Here is a 24,118-nt window from a genome sequence, read left to right on the forward strand (position 1 = left end):
TTATTTGCCTCCTATAATTTCCTGGATTCTTGCTGCAATCACCTGCATGTCATCCCCCTGCAGCGGGCGGGGATCAATGTCGAAATACCCCTGTCTTAAACCATAATCACGTGTATAGACTGCAATCTCCCCATCTTTCAGTTGGTCGTTCACCGCAGCCGCCGATAGTCCTGCCGCCTGCTCATCAATATGAATACGGCCCCGGTAGATCGCCCGGCCAGCTTCATCCTGCACTATCGTCACTTTAACGCCTGGCAGAGCCTCAAGAGGTTCCAGCAGCTTGAGAGAAGCCTTCTCCTGCTCACTTTTGTCCGTCTTGCTCATGTACTCGTCCAGTGCCTGCAGAAGTCCAAAGGTCGTTTCCTTGCCTACCTTCATGCTTCGACCGATACCGTGAAGCTGCACTTTGAGCCAGTCAACATATTTGCGCTTGCCACCGACAATGCCGGAGGTAGGCCCTTCAATCGCTTTGGACCCGCTATAAATGGCCAGATCGGATACCTGCACATACTTCTGGATATCCTCCTCTGCAGCAGCATCCACAATCAGTGGAATTCCGCGTCTCTGGGCAATTTCCCAGGCCTCCTCCACAGAAATCATATTCTTCTGCACGCAGTGGTGGGACTTCACATACAGGATCGCCGCAGTATTGACGTTAATTGCATCCTCAATATGATATTTACGGCCTTCATTTGCGTAACCGGCTTCCACAAGGCTCCCCCCGCCAAGGTACACCATTGTCTCCACGGGAGCTCCATACTGGACATTGTGTCCCTTGAGCATGATGATTTCATTTCTCGCAATCGGGTCCTGATGCAATCTCTCACTGGCCCGGCGCTGTCCCTGGGTCACCACTGCCGCCACGGAGAGCGCAATTCCGCTGGACGCCGAGTTGACGACAACAGCGGCTTCAGATCCTAGGATGCCAGCTATATAATCCCCGGCCTTATCAACAAGATCAGCAATTTCAACGTACTGCTGGCCCCCCTGCTTCATCGCTTCCATCACTGTATCCGTAGGGGCGGATACGCCAAGAATACTCATTCTTCCACTAGCATTGATAACCCGCTTAAGACCGTATTTAGCATTCAGTGAATGTGCCATTTACAAAAGCTCCTCTCGGTTCAATATACTGATCCGCAATCCGCTCTTCGCCTTCGGAGTCGGTAAGGGTGATTTTTCCTGGTTTAAGCTCGAACAGCGTCAGGTTCGCCTCATCCCCTGCTTGAATCCGCCCAAGCTCAGGTCTGTTCAGCCAATTAGCGGCTTTCTCCGTCACCGCATAGATCACCTCTTCAAGGCTGTAACCTAAATAAAGGAACTTGGTCAGGACATTGGCCAGACTGTATACGGGACCGTTCAACCGGTTGGCGCGGTATATATCCGTACTAATCGTGTCGGGCCGGATTCCGGCCTTTCTCGCATACTCAGCCACCTTAAACGAGAAGCTGGCCGTGCCGTGCCCCACATCGAGATGAACCCCCCGGTTCAATGCCGCAAGGAGCTCTGGCAGCGGGTCGCCCTGTGAATCGAATAAATTATTCGGCTTCCCATTAAGGTAATGGGTAATAATATCTTTGTTCTCCATTAACTCCAGAACTTCCTCTATCATGGGAGGAGCGGAGCCGATATGCACCATTATGGGCAGATGGGTCTCATAAGATAGTACCCTTGCCAATCTCAGAGGTTCAATTCCGCTTCTCTGCACAACACTCCGGCTGATCCGCGCCTTAAGTCCAACAATAAATTCCTTATGGTCACGGCAAGCCTGAAGTGCTTTCTCCACATCAATCCACTCCAGACGGGAAAGCTCATCCACCCGTTCGAGACCGATATGAGAGATGTTTAGAAAAGCCAGCAGCCTTGTGTGAGCACGCTCCGCGTTGCCTCTTAGTTCCCCGATCCGGTCCGCGCCGCAGCTTCCCGCATCAAGTATGGTGGTGACCCCCTGCTTAACCCCAATTTCATCGATCTCATCCCCGTAGGGCTCGAACTCTGGAAAAGCATGCACATGCATATCTATCCACCCGCTGGACACGTACTGCCCGGTGCAGTCCCTGATCTCACTGCCTGACGCTTCTCCCGCCCGTGTGATTTCGACGATTTTCCCGAATGCAATGACAATGTCAACGGCATGCCCATTGACGGTCTTCACATTACGAAGCACAACCTTATCACCCAAGCCCTATCACCTCATCCTATTATCTGTCCACTCTCTGCTCACTCATATAAAAGGCATCTAACAGCCATCCCTTTCCTATAAGCTGCTAATAATGCTAGAGTAGCACATAATTTCAACAAGGTAAATATAACGTTATAATGTTTATTGCTGACTCATTTCTTTAGCCAGGGCTTGCAGCTTGTTCATCGTATTCCAGTTCCTTGTGGTGGATGGGATTTTGATTTTGTTCATCGCCCCAGCCAGCTTGGAATCCAAAATACTTTTACGGAACAAATAATACACATCCCGACCTACCACGGAGCACTGATCCTCCTCGTTCTCCATCTCCTTCAGCTTTACAAGCTCCTCCTGAGGCAGAGGCTCACCGAGCAGAGTTACGTAAAAGCTCTCCCCTTCAGCAAGGGTATGACCCGCATATGGAGTGTTTGTAATCAGATGGTCAAGTTCATCTGCAGTCCGCAGGATTACCTTAAGTGAAATGCCAAATGCGGTGTGAATAATCCCCTCAAGCTCTGGAACCAGCTCCGCCTCCGTCTTGTCCGATTCAAACAGAACATTTCCGCTTTGAATATAAGTTTTGACCCGCATGAACCCAGCATCCTCCAGTGCCTTTTTTAAATCAGCCATTTTAATTTTGTTGTTTCCGCCCACATTGATCCCTCTTAGCAGTGCAATATAGATCATTAGATGATCCTCCTCTTCAAGTGATTGTTACTATATAAAATGAACTTATGAAGGCTGCCCTTTTCGGGCGCTGCGATGTCGAGTAATCTTACGATCACGGTTGCCTCCGAAATACTTGAAATAAGTGCCCAATGGGCCATTTCATCTATTTGTTGCCTTCGTATATTGTACTACATTCAAATACAGAGTTACTCTTCTAAACTTCCAACTTGCTGGAAACCTATCTCAATTTCATTTATACTCATACCAGGTATATGTATATTTGTTAGCGATGAAAGGAGACCTAAGTTCCTATGAAAAAACGGATCTATACAGCCCTCGCCTCTCTCCTTGGAGCCGGCATGATCCTATCCGCCTGCGGCTTTGGCCAGTCTACGGATTCGCAGCAGCCTAAGCCACATTCAGGATCTGACCATGTAAAGCAAACCGCAAGTGGCGACCTTCAGGAGAAGACCGTCTCGCTGGATAAGCTGCCCGCCTTTTTAAGTCAGGCTTCTACCGAGGTGAAATCGGGTTACGTAACAGCGGCCTCCGTTTCCGATATCCTCTCTTCCATTCCATGTTATTGCGGGTGTGGGAAATCTGCCGGGCACAAGAGCAATTTGAATTGTTTTATCTCAGAGATCAACAAGGACGGCTCCGTCTTGTGGGATGACCATGGAACCCGGTGCGGCGTGTGTCTTGAAACTGCAAAAACGACTGCTGAAATGAAAAAACAGGGCAAATCCCTGAAGGAAATCCGGAGAATCATCGATGAGCAATACAAAGAAGGTTATGCTCCGCCTACCCCGACACCGATACCCCTATAACGAGCGTTTTATTCAAGGATAGTTTATAAATTTTTGGGGAAACGGCGCTGCCTAGTGGTTCTAGAATCAAAGATTGCAATTTAGTAAGGATGCCTATAATCTTGAATTAACACAATGGGTGAGGACGGTGTGAATATGATGGAGCATTTGCCTTACATCCTTATCATAGTGATAGCAGTGATTGGCGGGTTGGGTACCCTGCTGATTGGTCATTCCAAGGCCAATAAGGTCAGCAATCCAGAATACGACCGGCGGACAAAAGGAAATTTGGGCAAGCTTTCTTGGATTTATGTTGCAGCTACGGTGGTGACCTTTGCAGCCGCAGCCATCTATTTATCCAGCAAAGCCTAAGAAGAAGCGGTCCGGAGCCTCTTGAACACAAACAGAACTCCTACACAAAGAGAGGGGCCGTCTTTAGGGACGGCCCCTCTCTTTGTGTTATTTTGCATAAGCAGGGCTGATCTCCGCAAAGCGCTCAAGGTCACTAGCGCTCACGGGTCCAGCTTCTTGAAGCAGGTTTCCTTTTCGCGTGTATTGATAGAGCACATAATTCCCGGACTCATCCCCATTCACGAAATCAAAGCCCTTCCCGTCTTCGCCCCAAAGTATAGCTACCGTATTCTTATAGACCCGGGGGGTCGCGATATCGAGAAGCATTCGTGAATCGGTATCATATACCGCAACACTACTTCTATTCTGCTCACCATAGGATAAAGCCAGTTCATGGCCTTCCGGGGACCAATTATAGGCATGAATCAGATTCACAGTCCCTCTGCCGTTCCGGCTGAAATAGTCATTCACCGGGTAATAATCGCCTTTCTTCAGATCCATGATGATCAGCTTATAACCCTCCTTAAATTGATAATGAAGGGCTAGATATCGGTGGTCCGCCGACAAAGTGACCGATGAGACAGAACTTGGCAGTGGATTCAATTCGAGCTTAAACGCCTTGCCTCCTGAGGTGATGGACGTATCGCGTATTTCCATACTACCCGAAATCTGGTCTTCCGATGACGGAGCCAGATGCCCTGTGAAGCTCACGTCCCCAGCCTGCCAGCTGACCTTGTCATCATTTACTTGAACCGGAACAATCTCCGGCATACTATATTTCTTAGAGGCTTCCGCAGGCGTTTCGTCGACAGCTGGAGCAACGGCCGCCTGCCCTGAGTCAAGGGTCCTCATATTATCCGCTTCTGCTTGAGTCTCGGAAATATCTCCACTTGCCGTGCAGCCGATTACCGTGAATACAACCAGGACCGCCATGATTGTCATGTAAATGGATTTCATCCCACTTTCGCCTCCTTACCGTGGCCTGACTGTATGTGTGACCTTTTCATCTGCTAACTATTTTACACCATTGCGAAGAGCTTGCGGACATTTGGATATATTTAATTAGAAGCGAACAGGAACCCTCCGCCAACCATGGCGATGTTCGGCTCATTTAACTATTTTGCCCTTTCCTTGAGGAAATTATCTCCATCAGGACCCGGTCGATCTCTGACATATCAATCGGCTTCGCTACGAAATCCTGCATGCCGCTGGCCAGACAGGTCAATTTATCCTCATGCCTGGCAAAAGCAGTTACGGCAACGATGTAGGGCCGGCTCTCATACCCGGGATGGGAACGAATCAGCTTCACAGCGTCAAGCCCATCCATTAAAGGCATCTGCACATCCATGAAGACCAGTTCGTAGTTATTGCTCAAAATAGCATCCACCGCTTCCTTTCCGTTACTAACAATATCCGCATGATGTCCTCTGTGGCTGAGTATCGTATGCAGAAGCTTCTGGTTCACCGGGTGATCTTCGGCTATAAGTATCTGGATCGGTTCAAAGTGTTCCGCAGCTGGACAAGCGTCCTCCTTAAACGAGGCATTGGCTTCCATATCTGTCCGGGGAGTCTGCTCCTCTTCCTCTGCACCCGATTCATGATAAAGACCCGAGGAAACCGTAAACCGGAAGGTGGAACCTCTTCCTACTTCACTTTCCACGCCAATCGACCCACCCATAAGCTCAACAAGCTTTTTGCTGATCGCCAGACCGAGGCCGGTTCCCCCATACTTACGATTGATAGAGGGATGGAGCTGGGAGAAGGATTGAAACAGCTGACCCTGAAGATCGAGAGGAATTCCAATCCCTGTGTCTTCTACAAAGAACTCCAGCACGATCCCGTCAGACGACTTGTAACGGTGTTTGGCGCGGACCGTAAGATTGATTCTGCCCTTCTCCGTGAATTTGACCGCGTTGCTAAGCAGATTAATCAATACTTGACGAAGGCGCACCTCATCCCCAATGACCAGGCTTGGGACCGATATATCTACGTGATAGACAAGCTCAATCTGCTTCTCCTCGGCACGCGGAGCAAAGAGCTCAACAACGCTTTTGACAATATGAACCGGACTAACCGGGTCTTGGTTTAGAACCATCTTGCCAGCCTCAATTTTACTAAAGTCAAGAATCTCATTCAAAATATGCAGCAAAGAATTACTGCTCTGAACGATAATATTGGTATATTCGCGCTGTTCTTCATCCAGTTCTGTGCTCTCGAGCAGACTGGTCATTCCAATGATTCCGTTCATTGGTGTCCGCAGCTCATGACTCATAATGGCCAGGAATTCCGATTTGGCCCGGTCGGCCCGTTCGGCCGATTCCTTAGCCTGGATAATCTCTTTCTCATCCGTGACATCACGGAAGACGACAACGGCTCCTTTACGCTCACCTTTATCTATCAAAGGACTGACCCGGTATTCGACCAGAAAGCTGGTTCCATCCTGTTTCCAGAATACTTCTTCCGTGCTCTGATACCAGCGGCCTTCCTTCGCCGCCACATAGATGGGTGTCTCACCAGGGGCATAATGGCTTCCATCCAGCCGGGTCATCTGAATTGAGTCAAGCTGATACTGTCCGATAATCTCGCGGTGACTGTAGCCGAGCATGGCTGCGGCAGCAGGATTGATGAACGTAACTCTTCCATCGTTATCCACCCCAAAGATGCCTTCTGTAACCGAGTTCAGAATCAAGGTGTACTCATTGCTAAGCTTCTCAATTTGCTTGATATACTCGCTGCGCTCCGTAATATCACTGGAAATTCCGTACACGCCAACAATCTCATCATCAATAATAATTGGAATATTGGCTACCGAAATATCAACCAGATGCCCCTGTTTATGACGGATCGATATTTCATAGTTCTGCGGGAATCCACGGGCTGCCAAGCCAAAGTGATGCAAGGTCTTAGATATGAATTCATCCGGTACCAAAGGACCGAAATACTTACCGATCAGCTCATCTAGAGCATAGCCTGTCAGCAGCTCCAGATTCTCGTTTGCCGTTAAATAGTCTCCGGCCAGATTCATGGAGTAGACTGCAGAAGGATTATTTTCGAACAAAGACTTATAACGGCTCTCGCTCTCCTTAAGCAGGCGCTCCGACTTCTTACGGGAGGAGATGTTACCCGCAATTCCATATGCACCGACAATCTGGTGATTGACTACAATCGGCAGGATCGTAAGGCTGACATCAACCAAGTCCTTTGTACGTGTATACATTCGGGTCTCCCAAGACTTCGTGCTTCCGCGAAACACACTCTCAATCGCAGCTCGGGTCGCCTCCTGATCCATTGGGTCGATCAGCGGAATTAGCGGCTTGTCTATCATTTCCTCACGGGAGTATCCGATCAAGGATTCCATACTTGTATTCATTGACATCAGATTGCCCTCAAGATCAATGGCGAAAATCCCCTCTGGGTTATATTCAAATAAAGACTTATACCGGCTCTGGCTCTCCTGTAGCCTGAGCTCGATCTGTCTACGCTCTGTAATGTCCCGGGATACTGCAATGATTTCCTCCACCTGCCGGAATTCATCGTAGGCATAAATCGAAGCCGTTTCAAAACTGACATAAGTGCCGTCTTTTCGCTTAAAGCGGTAGACTACGGTTTCCGGCCCCAGACCCATTCTGTTCATTTCCAGATAATATCTCACGGCGTCCTGGTCTTCCTCGTGGATAAAATCCAGTCCGGCTTGTCCAATCATCTCCGCTGGTTCGTAACCGAGCATGGTCCGGCACACTGGAGAAGCATACAGAAAGGTCGCCTCTTCATCAGGAGCATGCCTGGAAATGAAATCCAATGAACTTTCCGAAATTAAGCGAAACTGCCGCTCGCTCTCTCTGAGCTTGTCCATCGTCTCTCTTCGCTCTGTAATGTCCTGCACCATCCCCACCATCTGGATTGCCTTACCACTTACATGGTCAATCTCAACTCTCCATCTGGAGTATACAATTCGCAGGCTTCCATCCGGCTTGGTCATGCGATACTCGCATTCCCCATTCTCACCGTTATGAATGGCCGATTCATAAGCCCTCCCAATCATCTTTAAATCATCAGGGCTCAGACAGGCCATAACAGACTCCATCGTATCAACCGGATTCATTGCATATCCGAAAATCCTACGCATCTCTTCCGAGAAATGGACTTTGTTATTCTGAATATCCCAATCAAACGTGCCTATATTAGCTATCCTTTGGGCTTCGGCAAGCATCTTCTCTGAATTCACTCTGTCTGTGATGTTACGTCCAATAGCGAGAATCCGCTCGATATGGTTACGCTCACCCCTTACAATCTGGAACGAGGTCTCCAGCCATAAATAATGGCCGTTCTTATGTCTTACCCGTCTCCGGTAGACATCACTGTCTGAATATAAGGCATTGTCACGCTTCATCTGTTCCGCATCCTCCGGATGGTAGAACAGGGTTCTGTGCTTGCCTATCATTTCGCTCGGGTCATACCCAAGCACCGTTTCGCAAGAGGGAGACATATAAGTGATAAACCCATCCGGGGTGCTGACGGAAATCAGATCAGGCGTATTATTGGTAATCAAATTATATAAATCATGATTAATTTCAAGCTGCTGCTCAGACATATGAGGCTCCGCAATTGAAACAAACTGTGCTAGAATGCATGCCGGTTCCGAAGAGCCTTCTTCAGCAACCGAAGACAGCGTCGTGCTTGCCCGCACCATTTTTCCGGACTTATGAACAAATTGCCCTTCAAACACAGCCACCTCCTGCGTCTGAAGGTCTGTAGGTGTTGGGTTAAATGAACTTAATTCGGATTCAGAATCCTCATCAAACTTAATTTTGGTATAGCTCATCGCCAACAGTTCACCTTCGGAATATCCCAGCATAGTGCAAAAAGCCGGATTAACCATTAAGAACCGGTGATTCTGGCCATCGATCACAGCGACTCCTGTGGATGAACTTTTGTAGAATTGTTTGAATACTGCCATCTGTCTGGATGAGGATACCATTGCTAGCCTCCTTAATTTGGATAACGACTATTCTTAGTTGATAACTTAAGTATACGATATAAATAAACAAAATCCTCAGTTTTAGATCAGCAGAAGCCATATATGTACAAAAAAACAACGCCGGTATCAAAATCCCGGCACAGGTTGGGTCACAATCTCAATACTCTTGTCGGGATGATCCCCCCGGTTATTGTGTATATACTCAATAGGAGGAATCTTTCCAAAAATACCTATATACTTAAATGATCACGTATAATCGCTCGATTCGTAAGAGGAGGAATCAGAAAGTTGAAGTTCTATCGCTATGTATTAAGTGTCCCACCTTTGGATTGGGAGTGCTGCTTTCTCAGCATTGAGGAGTATAAGATGAGCTTTGCGAATAAGTACAGCCAGAGTATTGAGTATTACATGCATGTTATCGGGGATTGTCAACAGCATCTCGTTGATATCGACAACCTTGCTGCTGTGACTTATAAAGATCTGTGTACAATCGTTCATTCTGCTGAGCTGCGTTGTCCAGCCATGATTTTCTCTATACCGAGTGGCGATCATCGAGGTTCAGCTTTGTTTTGTATCATATACAAGCTTGAAAACGACGGAGATACGTTTATTTACTCCCCTGTTCCACTTGTTCATCTAGAGCAAGATCAAGCTGGTGAAATAGAGCTTTAATTGTTTTAATTCAGGGAGCAATTATTCATTAATCCGGTGTTGTTGATTTTTTTCCAAAACAGGTTATTTTATAGACAGCTTAGCGATAAGCAAGTTCCTGACACGAAGGGAGATGGTTTTAATGGCAGCTACTTATATGGTGGTTTCGTCTTAAACTGAATAGTAGGCATATGCGAACATAAGCGGGAAAAACACCCGTATTATTTGGTATGCCATCCAAAGTAACCTTTCGTGAATATTGCTGTTTGCAGGATACGATGAAGGTCGTATCTTTTTTTGCGTCCTGATGCCGCGCGACAGCAGCTTCTTTAGAGGCTGCTTGTCCGTGGCTTTTTTGCGTCCAAAAAACAATATCAAAGGAGCTAACCAAAAACATGATAGATTTAAAAACCTATGGCTACACAAATATTGAAGCAATTCGGGGCGGATTAATGCCCGGCAGGGTGACGGAACTTCGGCGCGAGCGCTTCACGGTCATGACTGAGCGCGGCGAAGTCACCGTGGTGCTCAAAGGATCGTTCTATCACAGCGCGGAAACACGCGTTGACTTTCCGTGCGTCGGTGATTTTGTCCTGCTGCACTACAACGAGAGTGGAGATTCTCTCATCGATACTGTACTGCCCCGCCGCTCCAAGTTCTCACGCGCGGATTACTCAGGGCATGCCGCAAGCTATGCCAAAACCATCCGGGAACAGGTCGTCGCAACCAACTTTGACTATGTGTTTATTATTTCTTCTCTGAACTGGGATTTCAACGTTCCTCGCATCATGCGGTACCTCACACAAGCCAGGCAGAGCGGCGGACAGCCGGTCGTCATTCTGACCAAATCTGATCTCGTCCCAGATTATAATCTCCCGCTCGCAGAAGTCACACAAAGCATCCCTGATGTGCCGGTTTACGCGATCTCCAGTCATACGGGCCAGGGGCTGAACGAACTCGCTCCCTACTTGATGCCTGGTAAAACCGTCGTCTTTCTCGGCATGTCCGGCGTCGGTAAATCATCTCTACTCAATGCGTTGATAAAGCAGGACGTAATGAAGGTTCAGGCGATCCGCGAGGTCGACAGCCGGGGGCGGCATACGACAACGCACCGTCAGCTGTTCATGCTCCCTTCCGGTGCTATGGTTATCGATACGCCGGGTATGCGTGAGCTTGGGCTTTTCGATGCTAACGAAGGCATACGCGCAAACTTTAGCGATGTGGAGGAATGGTTCCCGCGGTGCCGATTTGCGGATTGCCGCCATCAGGCCGAGCCGGGCTGTGCCGTTCACGCCGCACTTGCCGATGGTTCGCTGCCGCGTGAACGGTGGGAGCATTACGTTGCCCAGCAGCATGAGAACAAGTATATCCAGAATAAAACGGGCTACCTCATCGAGAAGAGGGCTAAGGGCAAAACGATGGGCATCTGGAGCAAGCAAACGAAGAAAAACGGAGGATCAAAGAAATGAATTTTAAATATGAAACGCTGATCTATGCATTAAGCCGACGGTTCAAGAAGGATGTCACCTTAGCTGACTACCAAACCATGCCGTTACAGGGCGGAACTGTAGGAAATGTGTACCTGGTAACGGGAATCACAGAAACCGCGGATGGTGAAAAATTACTGTACCGTATCGTGCTGAAAATCCAGAAGAAATGGGAGCGTTACGGCGATCCGGGTTCATGGCGCCGGGAGTATGATCTCTATATGTCTGATCTGGGAGCGACGTTCTCGGATGCCTTTCGCTGGCCGACATGTTATCATGCCGAAATCAATGCCGAAGAAGATGAATTCCAGCTGTGGCTGGAATATATCGATGGCGTAACCGGTTTAGACTTGACCGGTGACATGTATGAACAGGCCGCGCTGGAGTTAGGACGCTACCAAGGCAAACTGTATGCGGAGCAGCCCGCTGTGCTGCAGAGTCTGACCAACCTGAGCCGTGCGGAGTTCATGAAGAATACGTATCTGCATTACCGGTCTTGGCCGGTCGTCTATGATTATATACGCTCTGAGGAATGCGAATTCCCGAGGCATGTGCGGCAAATGATTATCGACATCGATGAGCACGCAGACGAGATATTCGCCCGCATAGAACAATTGCCCCTTGTGCTGTGTCACCGGGACTTCTGGGTGACCAATCTGATCTATGCCGACGGGAAATTTGCACTCATCGACTGGGACACATCCGGATGGGGCTACCTGGGCGAGGATCTCGCAAGCCTGATTGCCGATGAAGCGGATATTGATCACATGGTCGAATACTACCACAGGTGTGTCCCCGCATACTACAAAGGCTTCTCAGAGCATGCGGATATATCTCTAATCGCCGATCATTGCGTATACGAGCTGATCCTTCTCATATTCGGATACAGGCTTGTGGAGGGGTATCTCCACACAGAGGATGATGACGAGAAGACAAAGCATGTCCATACACTCCAAAAAATCTATGAAATGAAGACCAGCCCTGTGTAAGGCTGATTCTAAAAAAAGAACTCCGAAAACCCTTAATGTAGCGGGTTTTCGGAGTTTCTTTCATGACTCTCATTTGAACGTCGCCGGCGGCTTGCTCGTGATGTCGTAGACGACGCGGGGCACTAGGAGTGTCTGCAAGTGGGGGAATCTCCGCTTATTCAGCCGTAATCCACTCCACATCCAGGTCTTTAAGCTCCTCTGCCCACTCCGATGGTACGGGAACATCACTAATAATGGTGTCGATTTCCTTTATAGCAGCCATTTTGTACAGCTTGGTATCCCCCAGCTTCGAACTGTCGGTAAGGATAATATTCTGCTTGGCATGTTCCATGAACACCCGTGACAGGTTGGCCCTGTCGGCATCATAGCTTGTAATCCCTCTTCGGGGATGCAGACCGTCAATTGAGAGAAAAGCCTTGTTCACATAAAAGCTGCTCATCATACTTCCCGTTAATGAGCCGCAGGTTCTGTAATGCTTCGCATCAATTTTGCCGCCGAGGAAGAACACTTCCCCACCGAACAGCTCTTTGTTCGTATATTCTATGAGTAGATTCAGTCCCGGCACTGAGTTGGTCAGCACCGTCAAATTCTTCTTGTACATCAGGAATTGAATCATCTGCTGGGTTGTTGAGCCATCGTCAATGACCACGACATCGTTGTCTTCCACGAGATTGGCAGCCGCTCGGCCAATTCTTCTCTTCTCCTCAGCCCGGAGGACTTCCCGCTTCCCGTGTGGAAGCTCTTCCCGCTCCAGCGTCATCTTGACGGCCCCACCGTACACTCTCTTCAGACGGTTGTCCTCCTCAAGTTCCTCCAGATAACGGCGAATCGTCTCCGAAGATACTTGCAGCGTTCGGACAAGATCGTTCGTACGGACTTTTCCAGCGTCATTAATCATATTCAGAATAACCTGTTTTCTCTCTTCACCTACTAAAGACATACAGAAGCTCCAGCTCCAATCCGGCGTATTATCTATACTTACCCTCTATAGTTCATTAATTCGCTCATGAATGAGGATGTTCCTCTTCTCCAGTGCTTTAAAAATGACCTCTCCGGTTTCACAAACGCTTCCTTAGGTGTAATCACTCCGGTCCGGGTGACCTCCTCTTTTGCAATCAGTTCGGCAGCACTAGCCATGAGAGTACTCACATTACGGGTATAAGCACATAGAATCCCCCACCCGGGAACCGAAACGTCTGAGCGTATGGAGCGTTTCATTCAACTTTATCCTCCCCAGACCGAGGTTTTGTTGTTGTGTTTTTGCTTGGAACTTTATCGATAAAAAAAGGAGTCTACCAAAACCGGTTATCCGCTATAACTTGAAGCAGATTCTCAATATCTTCCGGATAGACTTCCCCAATGTTTCCGATCCGGAATGTGTCGGCGGCACTGATTTTGCCTGGATAGATCACATAGCCTGCTTGTTTTATTCTTGCATACAGCTCTTCAAAACTAAAGTGTTCAGATTGCGGGAATTGAAACGCTGTGATAAAAGGGGATTGAACCTCTGGTTGAAGCAGCGCTTCTACCCCAAGCCTACTCATTCCGCTTACGAGAAGCTGCTGATTATTCTTATAACGGGCATAACGGGCTTCTACCCCGCCCTCTTCGGCAAGCTCCTTAAGCGCCTGATCAAAGGCCCGGACAACATGCGTCGGTGAGGTGTAACGCCATTTGCCCCCGCCCTTCTCCATCGTCTCCCATTGGGAGTACAAATCCAGCGACACGGTTCGGGCCTGGCCCTTGCACATCTGCAAAGAGTTCGTTCTTGCCAAAATAAATCCGAATCCAGGCACACCCTGGATGCACTTATTTGCACTGCTGATCAGGTAATCGATATGCAGTTCCTGAATGTTAAGCGGAATTCCGCCGAAGCTGCTCATCGCGTCGACCATGATGGTTTTGCCATAACGCTTGGCTATGGAGGTAATCTCATGAATTGGATTCAGCATCCCTGTGGTTGTCTCACAGTGGACAAATATAACGTGGGTGATATTCTTGTCCTCAGCCAGAATCCGGTCTACAGCCTCGGAAGAGACAGGAACAACTTCCCCAAAGTCCAACACGGTGGCCTCAATATTGTACAGACGTGTGATTTCTGCAATCCGGTTGCCATAAGCGCCATTGGTCAGGATCAAAAGCTTGCCTTCAGATGGCATGACCGTGCTGATTACCGCTTCCACACTGAACGTTCCGCTCCCCTGCATCAGGACCGCGGTATATTCATCCGTGCTGGCGCCAGCTAATTCAACAAGCCGAGACCGGATACTCTGCACCAGTTCATTATAGTCCTTATCCCAAGTACACCAATCCCGCAGCATAGCTTCCTTTACCGTCTTCGAGGTGGATAATGGTCCTGGAGTAAGCAGCAGATACGGATTATCTCCAAGAGCAGTCTGATTCGTTGATGATGCCGTAGTCATGGGCGATCCCTCCTTGCCAGCCTCTCATTAATTTCATCCACAATACGGTCAAGATCCCCAATCTGTTCGATGACGTAGTGGGCACCGGCTTCAAGCAGCCTTGCTGCCACAGCAGCCTTCCTGGCCTCCAGCTCAAGCTGGTCACATGCCTGTACTTCCTGCTCGGTCATCCCGAGTTCGTTGCTGCCCAGAATCACGCCTACGGTCCAGCAGCCCGCATTTACACCTTCCTGCATATCACTGACTGTATCCCCGGCCTTGACGATCTCGTACATGGGATACACATTCAGCGCTTCCGCATTTCTGTAGATCATCCAAGGGTAAGGTCTGCCTTGAGGTACTTCACTCGGTGTAACCAAGTAGTCTGGTCTATAGCCTGTGGCAGCGGCTTCACGGGATACGATATCCATCATAGCCCGGGTGTAGCCGGTCGTGGAGCCGATCTGAATGCCGCGCTCCCGAAGGCGTGCTGTAAGCTCAACTGCTCCTGGCACAGGCTGTGCATACTGCTCCAATGTGCTGAACAGAAGCGGCTCAAATTCTGCGTACAGCTTGTCGATATCCTGCTCATTCGGTGTGCGTCCATACTTGATCTCCCACAATGCCGAGATGCGCTCCATTTGGCACATCGCCGCAATATGATCCCTCTTCAGAAGCCCCATCGGCTTACGGGCCTCTTCAGCTGTGACTTCAATCCCTGCTTGGGCGAACACCTCAACGAACACATGAAGCGGAGCGAAACAGCCGTAATCCACCATGGTTCCCGCCCAGTCGAGCATAACTGCTTTAATCATTCCTCTCACCTAACCTTCCCTATTTTGCCAGGCTGCCGATTTCTTGCGAACCCCTCGTGTGGCGAGCTCGTAGATCATCCGCACCCCGATATTCGTGATGACAATCAGCATCGACATGGCGGCCGCCGGGGCAACATCGCCCGCGTCATCCATATTCACGATCGATACAGATGCCAGCTTCAAGTCCGCCGCATACAGAAACATCACGGCAGAGACCGTAACCATAGAGTTGATGAAATAATACATTGTCATTTCCAGAATTGCCGGTAAACAAATCGGAACCGTAATCCGGGCAAATGTTTTGTAGAACGGGACGCCCATAGATTCTGAAGCCATCTCAAACTCCCGGTCCAGCTTCTTCAGCGCCGTGGTGGCTGTAATGAACGAAACGGAATAGAAATGGGCCATATTCGCCAGCACCAGAATCCAGATTGTACCGTAAATGGCGTGAAGCGGATTATCCCTATTGTTAAAAAAGAAAATATACCCTAGACCAATCACCATGCCCGGCAGCGCAAGCGGCAGGATCGACAAAAAATATCCGGCTTGACGCAGCAGCCTGAAATGTCTTGTTTTCTCAATGAGATAAGCTCCCATAAAAGTGCCTGCTGTTCCAATCACCGCGGTCCAGGCAGCCACTTTCAAACTGGTCCAGAAAGGCTTCATACCTTCTCCCGCCACCTTGCTGAAATCGAAATGATCCAGCGTGAACGTAAGATTGTATGGCCAGGTCTTGATAAAAGCGGCGGCAAATACCGTTGCGGTCAGCACTAGAATGGCCCCTGAAATAATCAGGCAATAAGTGAACAGAAGGGTGTCACGCAGCCGGTTCCTTCCTGTCCGGTAAGGAGCGGATTTCGCTGTAATAGCCGAGTTCATTTTCCCTTCCAGAATCCGGTCCACAATAAACGCCAAGATTGCAGGGATGATCAAAATAATTCCCACAGTGGCTCCCATGCCCATATTCTGCTGGCCGATCACCTGCTTATAGATATCGGTAGCCAGGACATTGTACTGTCCCCCTACGACTTTGGGTGCTCCAAAATCGGTAAATGACAACGTAAAGCACACAAACAGGGATGAGATCAGACCGTATTTGATATTGGGCACAGTTACAGTCAGAAATTTACGGAGCTTCCCCGCGCCCATGGTCTCGGCGGCTTCATACAGGTTGTAATCCGCAAAGGACAATGCCACCAACAGAATTAAATAAGCTTGGGGGAAGGTATAGATGACCTCGGAAAGTATAATTCCGACCGGTCCATATAAGTCGATCTTCCATTCCCATGGCAATGCCCCGAAGAACCCCGTTGTGATGATCCCCTGATGCCCGAACAGATAAGTTAGTCCGATTCCATGCATCATGGTTGGTGCGAATAAAGGCAGCAGGGCCACGGATTTAAAGAACCGCTTGCCCCGAACGGCCGTCCGGGTTAAGGTGAACGCGAACCCAAGAGCCAGCGCTACGGAAATCACAGATGAAGCAACGGAAATAAACATCGTGTTCTGGAATGATTGCATGGATGCTGAGGTTGTAAAATATTTCGCGAAATTCCCCAGTCCAATGTACTGCCCTCCCCTGTCTGTAAAGGCTCTGCTGAACAAAGACATCAGCGGTGCCAGAACGGCAATCAACAGGCCGGCAATCATAACGAAAATGGCGGTCCGCTGAATGAAACGGTCTCTGCCTGCACCCGTGGTGAATAGATGTGCCCCCTGTGTGGTCTTCATACGGGAACACTCAGCTTTCCGCTTCGGGGTGTGCCGAACCCGATGATTTGGTTCTCTGGAAATTCCACATATACTTTCAGATTCTTGTGCACGTGCAGTCTCTTCGCAAAGGAGGCCGGCACATCCACATAAATCGGTTCTTCCCCGCCAAGGTGTGCCGCAAGCCGGATACTCAGCCGGTAAAACGCGCCCCTGAACTCGGAGTCGGTTACTACGGCTTCGCGGCTGTATGCGGTTGGCCGGTCACTGATCCGGATATGCTCCGGCCGGATGCCAAGCTCGCTGTCCTTATCATATTCGGGATGCTGAAGCCACCCGTTATCCATAAAATTCACAGCACCGATAAAGTCCGCTACAAAACGGGTCTTGGGCTGCTCGTATACTTCCTCCGGCGAACCGGTTTGAATGACTTTGGCGTTGTTCATCACGACGATTTTATCTGCCATGGTTAACGCTTCCTCCTGGTCGTGCGTCACCATAATCGTAGTCATGCCAAGCTGATCATGCAGCCGGCGCACTTCCTTGCGCAGCTTCTGACGGACCTTGGCGTCCAGTGCGGATAACGGTTCATCAAGCAGCAGGAAATCCGGGGACAGTGCAACCGCCCGGGCCAAAGCTACCCTCTGCTGCTGGCCGCCTGACAGCTGAGCCGGGTATTTGTCCACGGCATGCTCCAAATCAACCATGGCAAGCACCTCGTGTACTTTTTCGCTGATCTGAGCTCTGGACATTCTCTTCTCCTTGAGACCGTAAGCGATATTCTGGGCGGTAGTCAGATTAGGGAATAAGGCGTAAGATTGGAACATCATGCCTGCGTTCCGTTTAGCTGGAGGCAGGGATGTGATATCCCTGCCCGCAACCGTTATACTACCGCCATCCGGCGCTTCCAGTCCTGCAATGATCCGGAGCAGCGTCGTTTTGCCGCATCCGCTCGGACCTAGAAGACAAACAAATTCATTCTTCTGAATATCGATCCGGATGGGTTCCAGCGCTGTAAATGTGCCAAATGCCTTATGGATGTCTCGAATTGCCAAATAGGGGTCTGGCATGGGCTTTCCTCCTTCATTCAGGTTCGTTATTGTTATTGTTTAGGCTCGCTCTTCGAGTCATAGCGCTTTGTCCACTCGGCAAGCGTGGCGTCACGGTTCTTGGCAGTCTGATTCAGGTCATTCTTGATCAATTGGCTGACAGGATCCTTGCTGTAACCTTCCGGGATGCCCGCAGCGTCGTCTTTAATGGAAATGATGGCGTAATTCTCGTTATACTTCTTCATCGGCTCGGCAGAAATCGCCCAATCGAGGAACTGCTTGGCTTCAGGTTTGATGTCGGCTTTCTTGATCAAAGCGTTCGCTTCCACATCCCAGCCGGAGCCTTCCTTCGGAAATACAACTTCGACCGGAGCACCCTTCTTCTTCTCCTGGATAGAACGGTAACCAAATGAAATACCTATTGGGTATTCACCTGTACCGGCCAGCTTCGCCGGCTTCGAGCCCGAATGTGTATAGGTTGCGATATTCTCATTCAACTTGTCCATGTACTTCCAAGCTTCTTCTTCACCCAGCAGCTGCTGCAGACCAGATACCGTCAAGAAACCTGTTCCGGAAGAAGCCGGGTTCGGCATAACAATAAGACCTTTATATTCCGGCTTAATCAGATCAGCATAAGACTGTGGAATGGCCAGTCCTTTCTTCTTAAGCTCCACCGTATTTACCGCAAAGGCAGTCTCCCAGGCATCAATTCCAACCCAGTGAGTTGGGTTCTGCGAATCCTTGAATTCCGGTGTAACTTTCTCAACGCCTGCTGGTGAATAAGGCTCCAGCATTCCGTTCTGGTCAAGCACCAGCAGACTTGTAGCGGCTGTTCCCCACACCACATCGGCTACCGGATTATCTTTCTCTGCAAGCAGCTTGGCTGTAATGACACCTGTGGAATCGCGGACGACATTCACCTTTACATCAGGATAAGTAGACTTATAAGATTCTAGGTAGGACTCAATCTGATCATCTTCGAGCGCGGTATACACCGTTATCTCTTTGCTTCCCGAAACCGCCGCCTCTTTCCCGGCACCAGCACTCTGGTCTTTCAGCTGATTCGCTCCTTCAGATTTCGTTCCTTGACCGCAAGCAGCCAGGAATGACACCAGCATAAGCATAGTTGCTAATAGACCCGTCCATTTTTTCATGCTCTCTTCTTCTCCTCCAATACCTTGATAGGTTCATTTCAGACAACAAACTCAGTATAGAGGCCATTTATTAACTACACATCAAATCCACGTTAATAAAATGTTTTTGTTTATATTTTAATTGTTTTTTGTTGTGACTTTTGATACGAGAAAACCCTGCCGCCGAAGCAGTCAGGGTTTTAGGTGTCTTTCTATGGAGTTGGATCCATGGTGCCTGGAATTGCAGGGCCTGGATCTGTGGTGCCGGGATCCGCGGTGCCTGGATCTGTAGTGCCTGGATCCGTGGTACCCGGATCTGTAGTGCCTGGATCCGTGGTACCCGGATCTGTGGTGCCTGGATCACCAGTACCCGGAGGAGGTGTCTGGCCAGTCGTTCCTCCTTGGTCGGAGCCTGAATCTTGCCCGCCATCGGAATCATTAGTGCTGTCTTGCACAGTGACTACAGATGATGTAATAACCGTGCCTGGCTGATCCGCTGAAGAAGGAACCTTGAGCAAGAAGAAGGAATATCCGGTAAGCGGCTTGCCTCCGTTAAATCCTTCAATCATGTATTTAATGTATGAAGAAGAGATGCTGCCACCATTTACATTTCCTGCATCAGCTGTGGCTGGTTGAAGATTTAACAGACGGTATTGTGCTCCAGCCGGTTCTTTGTAGAAAATGAAATACCGGTCGTTCACATCCCCTGGCATCCACTCTAGAGTAGCCCCGCCGTCATTATAATATCTAAACTCGGCTATTTCCGGCTTGAATTGAACGGAAGCTTCATTGGAATACTTCGTTCCCTCTCCGCTTGGTTTCACCACAAAATAAGCGGTACCTTGGAAATACTTATTGGTGAGTGGGAATGAACCAGATTCTGTCTGACCTATCTTTTGGTATTCTAACCCAGACACACTGGAATAGTAGACATCATAAGTAACACTCGGCTTAGCCGTCCAGGTCAACTCTGGCAGAGTCAGTCCCGGCAAGTCTGCATTTACAGAATAATGCAGCGCCAGATCGGAAGGAGCTTGTGGAATTTCCGGAGTTGCCACGGGCGGCTGTTCAGGAGTCGGTGTGGTCGGATAATAGACTGGCGGCACATAAGATGTGCTCGGCTGCTCAGACTTTTTCGCCTCCTCCGCCTTTTTGGCTTCTTCAGCTTTTTTCGCTTCTTCCGCTTTCTTTGCCTCTTCAGCTTTCGCTGCCTCCTGCTTTTGCACCGTATCAGAAGTGCTGAGCCATCTTTGAGTCAAGCTTGCAACCTGCTCGCGGGTTGCCGCCCCCGTGGGATTAAACTGGCCGTTGCTGCCATTAAGATAACCCAGCTTAAACGCTGCGCCTACCGCATCCTTGGCGTAATCGGAAATAGAAGCTGCATCTGAGAAATTCAAATAGGCTGCTCCCCCGGTCACCACGTCTTTACCTACAATCAGGTTCAGTGCTCTGGCGAACAGGACGGCCATATCCTGGCGGGACAGATTGGTTCCGCCTCCGAATGACCCATCGCCTGTTCCTTTAATCAGACCGGCTTTGACTGCGGCTTCAACCGCTGCGTAGGCATAATGATCCTTGGGAACATCCTTGAAGCTTGGCGAAGCAGGCGGTTGGCTGGTATCCAGCTTCAATGCCTTGGCGAGAATGATAGCGAAATCCTGTCTCTCGATCTTTCCGGCAGGATTGAAGCTGCCTGTGTTCACCCCATTCAGTATTCCCTTGGAAGCCAATTCCAAAATGGCATCCTTGGCAAATGAGCCCTGAATATCGGTGAAATCTACTGCAGCATGTGTGCTTAGTGGTGCTCCAAGGTAAATCACGCCGGAAGCCACTGATACGGCAAGTGCCCGCTTTAATCTTTTCATAATGTTCCCCCAATAGATGAAATAAGAAAAATCACAAAGATCGTAGCATAATCAAACAATAATCTGAACAACAAGAGACGGAAAAACTTCCAGATAAAGAAAAAAACCACCCGCTCAGGTGGTCATTATTTTTAGAATTTGCCCATTATTATTCCGAAGCAGGCGGCATTCAGCAGGAAGGTAATCGCTCCGCCGATCAGGATTCCCTGCCCTATTCCAACTCGTTTGCGGTTAAACGCAATGATCGCAGCCGGAATTAAGTATACGATCTGAGAAATACCGATGACAAAGATCGCTGCGGGAAAGGCAGCATGGAGGAAATGGAGCAGAAACAGAATGGCCAGTCCTTTAAACACCTCGGCCGAATGATTCCGCTCCGGTTCATGGGGAGGCGGCGCACCGGGCACTCCATTCCAGGCGCCAGGATAGGATTCATAGCCAGGTGTAGGCTGTTGGTCAAGTCCAAGTCCCTGTCCATACTCTAATCCATGGCCATTGCCTTGGGAGGACGGGGGCACTGACTTGGATGGCTCCCGGTCACTAGAACCCTCTACAGATTCCGCATTCCTGTCCGCATCATTTTTCCCTTCAGGCCGTTTGTCGTGCTCATCGCTCATCGGTTGACCCCCTCCATTTCCGCCTTCAGCTCCTTAAGCCGGTTCTCCAACTCTCCACGATAGAAGATATTATACGTATCAAACGGAATGATTCTACCATCCGGATGTACGATATGAACACACGATTTCTTGACGGAGCGGACATCGAAATGGTAAGGGTCCATAAACTGCATGATGATCACGCGAAATACATTGTCATAACTGACTGTCTCTGGTACCTGGACAAGTGGAAGGCAGCACAGCAGACTTTTTAATGATAATGCCGAGGATTCTGGAGAATGAGCCGTAGAGAACAGTTCAAAGATTTGCTTTTTAAGATCCTGGTCCTGTTCAAACACAATTGTATTGCGTCCTCCCTCCAGCAGAATCTGCGGATCGATCATTCCGGTGAGCGGTACGGCTTCACCACCCATCTTCAGCGCGTACCCCATCGCAAGTGCATCGGGATGACATGGAACTGGAATGATATCTTCAGCCTGAAACACACCGGACTGATCAATAATCTGCTGACGGACTTCACTTAAGGTTAAGCGGTCCTTGGAAGGGTCGAACTCCTCGAGGCGCCCAGCAGCCTGGATTGGCTGGAAAGTTACGCCCCGAACCGCCCGCTGCTTGAGACCGTACTGGATGATCTCCCCGATTTCATGATCATTCAGCCCCTTCTTAAGTGTGACTACCAAGGTGGTCGAGATGTTGAATTCATTCAAGTGCTCAATCGCCTTATTCCGAATCTGCCGAAGGTCGGCCCCCCTCAGCTCCTGAAGCGTGGATTTATCAAAGCTGTCAAACTGCAAATAAATTTCAAACCCTGGTTTATACTCCGCCAGCCGCCGGACAAATTCCCGGTCCTGGGCAATCCGGATTCCATTGGTGTTAATCATCAGGTGCTTGATTGGTTTCGTCTTGGCCATGTCCAAAATTTCAAAAAACTGTGGATGAATGGTCGGCTCCCCGCCGCTGATCTGCACAATGTCAGGCTCCCCCTCATTGCGGACGACGGCATCCAGCATTCGTTCGATCTCTTCAAGAGAGCGCCATAATTTCTTCTCCGGGGACGAATCGGCATAACAGATCGGGCATTTCAAATTACATTGGTCGATAATCTCAACGATTGTCAGACAACTGTGCTGCTCATGATCCGGGCATAGACCGCAATCATACGGGCATCCGTAGCGGATCGGAGTATTCCAGTGCAGCGGCATTTCCGCTGGCTTGATAAATTCGCGGCAGCGCTTGAAATATTCTACGTCCGTGGAGATCAGCACCTTTTCCCGGCCGTGTTCGAAGCAGTATTTGGATAAATACACCCGGTCATTTTCAATAATGACTTTGGCCTCCACTTTCTTGAGGCATTTAGAGCAGATGCTGTTCGTGAGTTCGTAGAATAGATAAGGTCTGTTTTTTGTGGTCATGACACACTTTCCTTCCTAACCGGCTGAGTATGATAGCCAAATATGAAATACAGCATGCCAAGCAGGCACGCAATTTGAATATTGTTCATTCCCAGGTATGGGTGAGGCGTCGGCTTAATAAAATCAACGCAAAACCGGAACGCAAGATAACCGAACATAAACGCCTGGTACATGGCACCGTCGGCCAGCGGCCAGCCCCGGGCTGCTCTTCTTCGTTTGATCACAAACAAGACGATCCCGAACACCAGGAAAAAGCCGATCTCGTAAAGCTGTGTAGGATGTCTTGGAATCCCGTCGCCATAGTCGAAGCCCGTGATCCAATTCGTAGGAATACCGTGGGTATGGTCATCCAGCCCGGTTAAAAAACACCCGATGCGGCCGATTCCAATCGCAAAAAGCAAGGGAAATACGAAATCGTCCCCTGTAGAGCGCGTAATGCCAACCATTTTCTTGGCCAGCTCTACTCCGATCAAGCCGCCCAGAAGCCCGCCAACAATCGTTTTACCGGCCATGAGTTCCGTCCAGTGGCTTCCAATAGACTTTAACAGCTCTGGATTCTCAAACCAAAACAGCAGCTTGGAGCCAAGAGCAGCTCCTATCGCGGCACCAACAATCACCCAAAACATATTTTTGACCGGAACCTCCGTCTTGCGCCGGGTCCATAGGTAAACTCTGAATCCCAAGAAATAGGCAAGTGTCTCAAACAAAAAATGAGGGTGAATCACTAACTTTCCAATATGAATGTATACGGGAAACTGCATCCTGGTTCTCCTGTCGCTGGTTGTAAGTTCATCATTGATATTGATAGATTGGTTAAAATTAGGAATAAAAACTATTACTACTATACCAATTTGAACCCCCGGCGGATAGCCTTTTTTGCTTGAGTTTTCTTAGAAAACCTCCCGTGTTCATTAACAGTTTTGTAAATTTTGTAAATCACAGATGATATATGATTATTCCGTTAGTCTACTCTTGTATTCTTTTTCAAACTAAAGGAGTTGATGT

21 protein-coding genes are annotated in these 24,118 nt (G+C 49.1%); 5 read left to right on the forward strand and 16 right to left on the reverse strand.

The genetic code is table 11. From position 1 onward, the window contains the following. The 3 genes from BN6628_RS14930 to BN6628_RS14940 form a co-directional block, all read right to left on the reverse strand. Positions 1–1,104, reverse strand: a complete 1,104-nt coding sequence (locus BN6628_RS14930) for a DgaE family pyridoxal phosphate-dependent ammonia lyase (RefSeq protein WP_068618732.1) — start codon at positions 1,102–1,104, stop codon at positions 1–3. Beyond that, positions 1,082–2,182 (reverse strand): amidohydrolase/deacetylase family metallohydrolase, encoded by a 1,101-nt coding sequence (locus tag BN6628_RS14935; protein WP_068618734.1) that lies wholly within the window; start codon positions 2,180–2,182, stop codon positions 1,082–1,084. The genes BN6628_RS14930 and BN6628_RS14935 overlap by 23 nt, the downstream gene beginning before the upstream one ends. Before the next feature lie 141 nt (positions 2,183–2,323). Then, on the reverse strand, positions 2,324–2,866 hold the full coding sequence (locus BN6628_RS14940; protein WP_068618736.1) for a DUF1697 domain-containing protein: 543 nt from the start codon (positions 2,864–2,866) through the stop codon (positions 2,324–2,326). Between the two features lie 293 nt (positions 2,867–3,159). On the opposite strand from BN6628_RS14940, the gene BN6628_RS14945 reads away from it, so the two are divergent. Together BN6628_RS14945 and BN6628_RS14950 are read left to right on the forward strand one after the other, a co-directional pair. Beyond that, positions 3,160–3,675, forward strand: coding sequence for a PCYCGC motif-containing (lipo)protein (locus BN6628_RS14945; RefSeq protein WP_068618737.1), 516 nt, complete (start codon positions 3,160–3,162; stop codon positions 3,673–3,675). A 135-nt stretch (positions 3,676–3,810) separates the two neighbouring features. Further along, positions 3,811–4,026 carry a hypothetical protein gene (locus BN6628_RS14950; RefSeq protein WP_068622333.1) on the forward strand — a complete coding sequence of 72 codons (216 nt, stop codon included), beginning with the start codon at positions 3,811–3,813 and terminating at the stop codon, positions 4,024–4,026. An 87-nt stretch (positions 4,027–4,113) separates the two neighbouring features. Here BN6628_RS14950 and BN6628_RS14955 read toward each other — a convergent pair whose 3' ends face one another. Next, entirely contained in the window at positions 4,114–4,962 is an 849-nt protein-coding gene (locus BN6628_RS14955) for an eIF2A family protein (protein WP_068618739.1), read from the reverse strand. Positions 4,963–5,116: 154 nt separating this feature from the next. Next, positions 5,117–8,983, reverse strand: a complete 3,867-nt coding sequence (locus BN6628_RS14960; RefSeq protein ID WP_068618740.1) for a PAS domain S-box protein — start codon at positions 8,981–8,983, stop codon at positions 5,117–5,119. A 288-nt stretch (positions 8,984–9,271) separates the two neighbouring features. Between BN6628_RS14960 and BN6628_RS14965 the strand changes: the two genes are divergently transcribed. The 3 genes from BN6628_RS14965 to BN6628_RS14975 all read left to right on the forward strand — a co-directional run bounded on the left by BN6628_RS14965 (position 9,272) and on the right by BN6628_RS14975 (position 12,110). Continuing rightward, positions 9,272–9,655 (forward strand): hypothetical protein, encoded by a 384-nt coding sequence (locus BN6628_RS14965; protein ID WP_068618742.1) that lies wholly within the window; start codon positions 9,272–9,274, stop codon positions 9,653–9,655. 503 nt (positions 9,656–10,158) lie between these two features. Beyond that, the gene (rsgA, locus tag BN6628_RS14970) at positions 10,159–11,103 is read left to right on the forward strand and encodes a ribosome small subunit-dependent GTPase A (RefSeq protein WP_235847651.1); all 945 of its coding nucleotides are present in this window, start codon (positions 10,159–10,161) and stop codon (positions 11,101–11,103) included. Next, a complete protein-coding gene (locus tag BN6628_RS14975) occupies positions 11,100–12,110 on the forward strand; it encodes a phosphotransferase family protein (RefSeq protein WP_068618746.1) in 1,011 nt (336 codons plus the stop codon). Before rsgA ends, BN6628_RS14975 begins: the two co-directional genes overlap by 4 nt. Positions 12,111–12,264: 154 nt before the next feature. Here BN6628_RS14975 and BN6628_RS14980 read toward each other — a convergent pair whose 3' ends face one another. The 11 genes from BN6628_RS14980 to BN6628_RS15030 form a co-directional block, all read right to left on the reverse strand. Further along, positions 12,265–13,050, reverse strand: coding sequence for a DeoR/GlpR family DNA-binding transcription regulator (locus BN6628_RS14980; RefSeq protein ID WP_068618748.1), 786 nt, complete (start codon positions 13,048–13,050; stop codon positions 12,265–12,267). 38 nt (positions 13,051–13,088) lie between these two features. Further along, positions 13,089–13,328, reverse strand: a complete 240-nt coding sequence (locus BN6628_RS14985) for a hypothetical protein (protein WP_068618750.1) — start codon at positions 13,326–13,328, stop codon at positions 13,089–13,091. Between the two features lie 74 nt (positions 13,329–13,402). Next, positions 13,403–14,533 (reverse strand): 2-aminoethylphosphonate--pyruvate transaminase, encoded by a 1,131-nt coding sequence (gene phnW / locus BN6628_RS14990; protein WP_068618751.1) that lies wholly within the window; start codon positions 14,531–14,533, stop codon positions 13,403–13,405. Beyond that, entirely contained in the window at positions 14,530–15,327 is a 798-nt protein-coding gene (gene phnX, locus BN6628_RS14995) for a phosphonoacetaldehyde hydrolase (RefSeq protein ID WP_082926923.1), read from the reverse strand. Before phnX ends, phnW begins: the two co-directional genes overlap by 4 nt. A 9-nt stretch (positions 15,328–15,336) precedes the next feature. Further along, complete coding sequence (locus BN6628_RS15000) at positions 15,337–17,058, reverse strand: putative 2-aminoethylphosphonate ABC transporter permease subunit (protein ID WP_068618753.1); 1,722 nt, start codon at positions 17,056–17,058, stop codon at positions 15,337–15,339. Next, the gene (locus tag BN6628_RS15005) at positions 17,055–18,107 is read right to left on the reverse strand and encodes an ABC transporter ATP-binding protein (RefSeq protein WP_068618755.1); all 1,053 of its coding nucleotides are present in this window, start codon (positions 18,105–18,107) and stop codon (positions 17,055–17,057) included. The genes BN6628_RS15000 and BN6628_RS15005 overlap by 4 nt, the downstream gene beginning before the upstream one ends. Before the next feature lie 32 nt (positions 18,108–18,139). Then, a complete protein-coding gene (locus BN6628_RS15010) occupies positions 18,140–19,240 on the reverse strand; it encodes a putative 2-aminoethylphosphonate ABC transporter substrate-binding protein (RefSeq protein ID WP_068618757.1) in 1,101 nt (366 codons plus the stop codon). A gap of 191 nt (positions 19,241–19,431) precedes the next feature. Further along, entirely contained in the window at positions 19,432–21,084 is a 1,653-nt protein-coding gene (locus tag BN6628_RS15015; RefSeq protein ID WP_068618760.1) for an S-layer homology domain-containing protein, read from the reverse strand. A 131-nt stretch (positions 21,085–21,215) separates the two neighbouring features. Beyond that, positions 21,216–21,701: a hypothetical protein gene (locus tag BN6628_RS15020; protein ID WP_068618762.1), complete on the reverse strand. Its 486-nt coding sequence runs from the start codon at positions 21,699–21,701 to the stop codon at positions 21,216–21,218. Next, positions 21,698–23,113 carry a radical SAM protein gene (locus BN6628_RS15025; protein ID WP_068618764.1) on the reverse strand — a complete coding sequence of 472 codons (1,416 nt, stop codon included), beginning with the start codon at positions 23,111–23,113 and terminating at the stop codon, positions 21,698–21,700. Before BN6628_RS15025 ends, BN6628_RS15020 begins: the two co-directional genes overlap by 4 nt. Continuing rightward, positions 23,110–23,874: a prolipoprotein diacylglyceryl transferase gene (locus BN6628_RS15030; RefSeq protein ID WP_068618766.1), complete on the reverse strand. Its 765-nt coding sequence runs from the start codon at positions 23,872–23,874 to the stop codon at positions 23,110–23,112. The genes BN6628_RS15025 and BN6628_RS15030 overlap by 4 nt, the downstream gene beginning before the upstream one ends. Between the last annotated feature and the right edge of the window lie 244 nt (positions 23,875–24,118).

It is taken from the genome of Paenibacillus tuaregi (assembly GCF_900086655.1).
Lineage (GTDB): Bacteria > Bacillota > Bacilli > Paenibacillales > Paenibacillaceae > Fontibacillus > Fontibacillus tuaregi.

What these genes read in the sequence shown, in the direction of transcription:
- BN6628_RS15015 (WP_068618760.1), bottom strand. Translation starts at nt 21,084, where the DNA reads ATGAAAAGATTAAAGCGGGCACTTGCCGTATCAGTGGCTTCCGGCGTG.
- BN6628_RS14940 (WP_068618736.1), bottom strand. Translation starts at nt 2,866, where the DNA reads ATGATCTATATTGCACTGCTAAGAGGGATCAATGTGGGCGGAAACAAC.
- BN6628_RS14980 (WP_068618748.1), bottom strand. Translation starts at nt 13,050, where the DNA reads ATGTCTTTAGTAGGTGAAGAGAGAAAACAGGTTATTCTGAATATGATT.
- phnW (WP_068618751.1), bottom strand. Translation starts at nt 14,533, where the DNA reads ATGACTACGGCATCATCAACGAATCAGACTGCTCTTGGAGATAATCCG.
- BN6628_RS15000 (WP_068618753.1), bottom strand. Translation starts at nt 17,058, where the DNA reads ATGAAGACCACACAGGGGGCACATCTATTCACCACGGGTGCAGGCAGA.
- BN6628_RS15030 (WP_068618766.1), bottom strand. Translation starts at nt 23,874, where the DNA reads ATGCAGTTTCCCGTATACATTCATATTGGAAAGTTAGTGATTCACCCT.
- BN6628_RS14960 (WP_068618740.1), bottom strand. Translation starts at nt 8,983, where the DNA reads ATGGTATCCTCATCCAGACAGATGGCAGTATTCAAACAATTCTACAAA.
- BN6628_RS15010 (WP_068618757.1), bottom strand. Translation starts at nt 19,240, where the DNA reads ATGAAAAAATGGACGGGTCTATTAGCAACTATGCTTATGCTGGTGTCA.
- BN6628_RS15020 (WP_068618762.1), bottom strand. Translation starts at nt 21,701, where the DNA reads ATGAGCGATGAGCACGACAAACGGCCTGAAGGGAAAAATGATGCGGAC.
- BN6628_RS15005 (WP_068618755.1), bottom strand. Translation starts at nt 18,107, where the DNA reads ATGCCAGACCCCTATTTGGCAATTCGAGACATCCATAAGGCATTTGGC.
- phnX (WP_082926923.1), bottom strand. Translation starts at nt 15,327, where the DNA reads ATGATTAAAGCAGTTATGCTCGACTGGGCGGGAACCATGGTGGATTAC.
- BN6628_RS15025 (WP_068618764.1), bottom strand. Translation starts at nt 23,113, where the DNA reads ATGACCACAAAAAACAGACCTTATCTATTCTACGAACTCACGAACAGC.
- BN6628_RS14945 (WP_068618737.1), top strand. Translation starts at nt 3,160, where the DNA reads ATGAAAAAACGGATCTATACAGCCCTCGCCTCTCTCCTTGGAGCCGGC.
- BN6628_RS14985 (WP_068618750.1), bottom strand. Translation starts at nt 13,328, where the DNA reads ATGAAACGCTCCATACGCTCAGACGTTTCGGTTCCCGGGTGGGGGATT.
- BN6628_RS14930 (WP_068618732.1), bottom strand. Translation starts at nt 1,104, where the DNA reads ATGGCACATTCACTGAATGCTAAATACGGTCTTAAGCGGGTTATCAAT.
- BN6628_RS14955 (WP_068618739.1), bottom strand. Translation starts at nt 4,962, where the DNA reads ATGAAATCCATTTACATGACAATCATGGCGGTCCTGGTTGTATTCACG.
- BN6628_RS14975 (WP_068618746.1), top strand. Translation starts at nt 11,100, where the DNA reads ATGAATTTTAAATATGAAACGCTGATCTATGCATTAAGCCGACGGTTC.
- BN6628_RS14950 (WP_068622333.1), top strand. Translation starts at nt 3,811, where the DNA reads ATGATGGAGCATTTGCCTTACATCCTTATCATAGTGATAGCAGTGATT.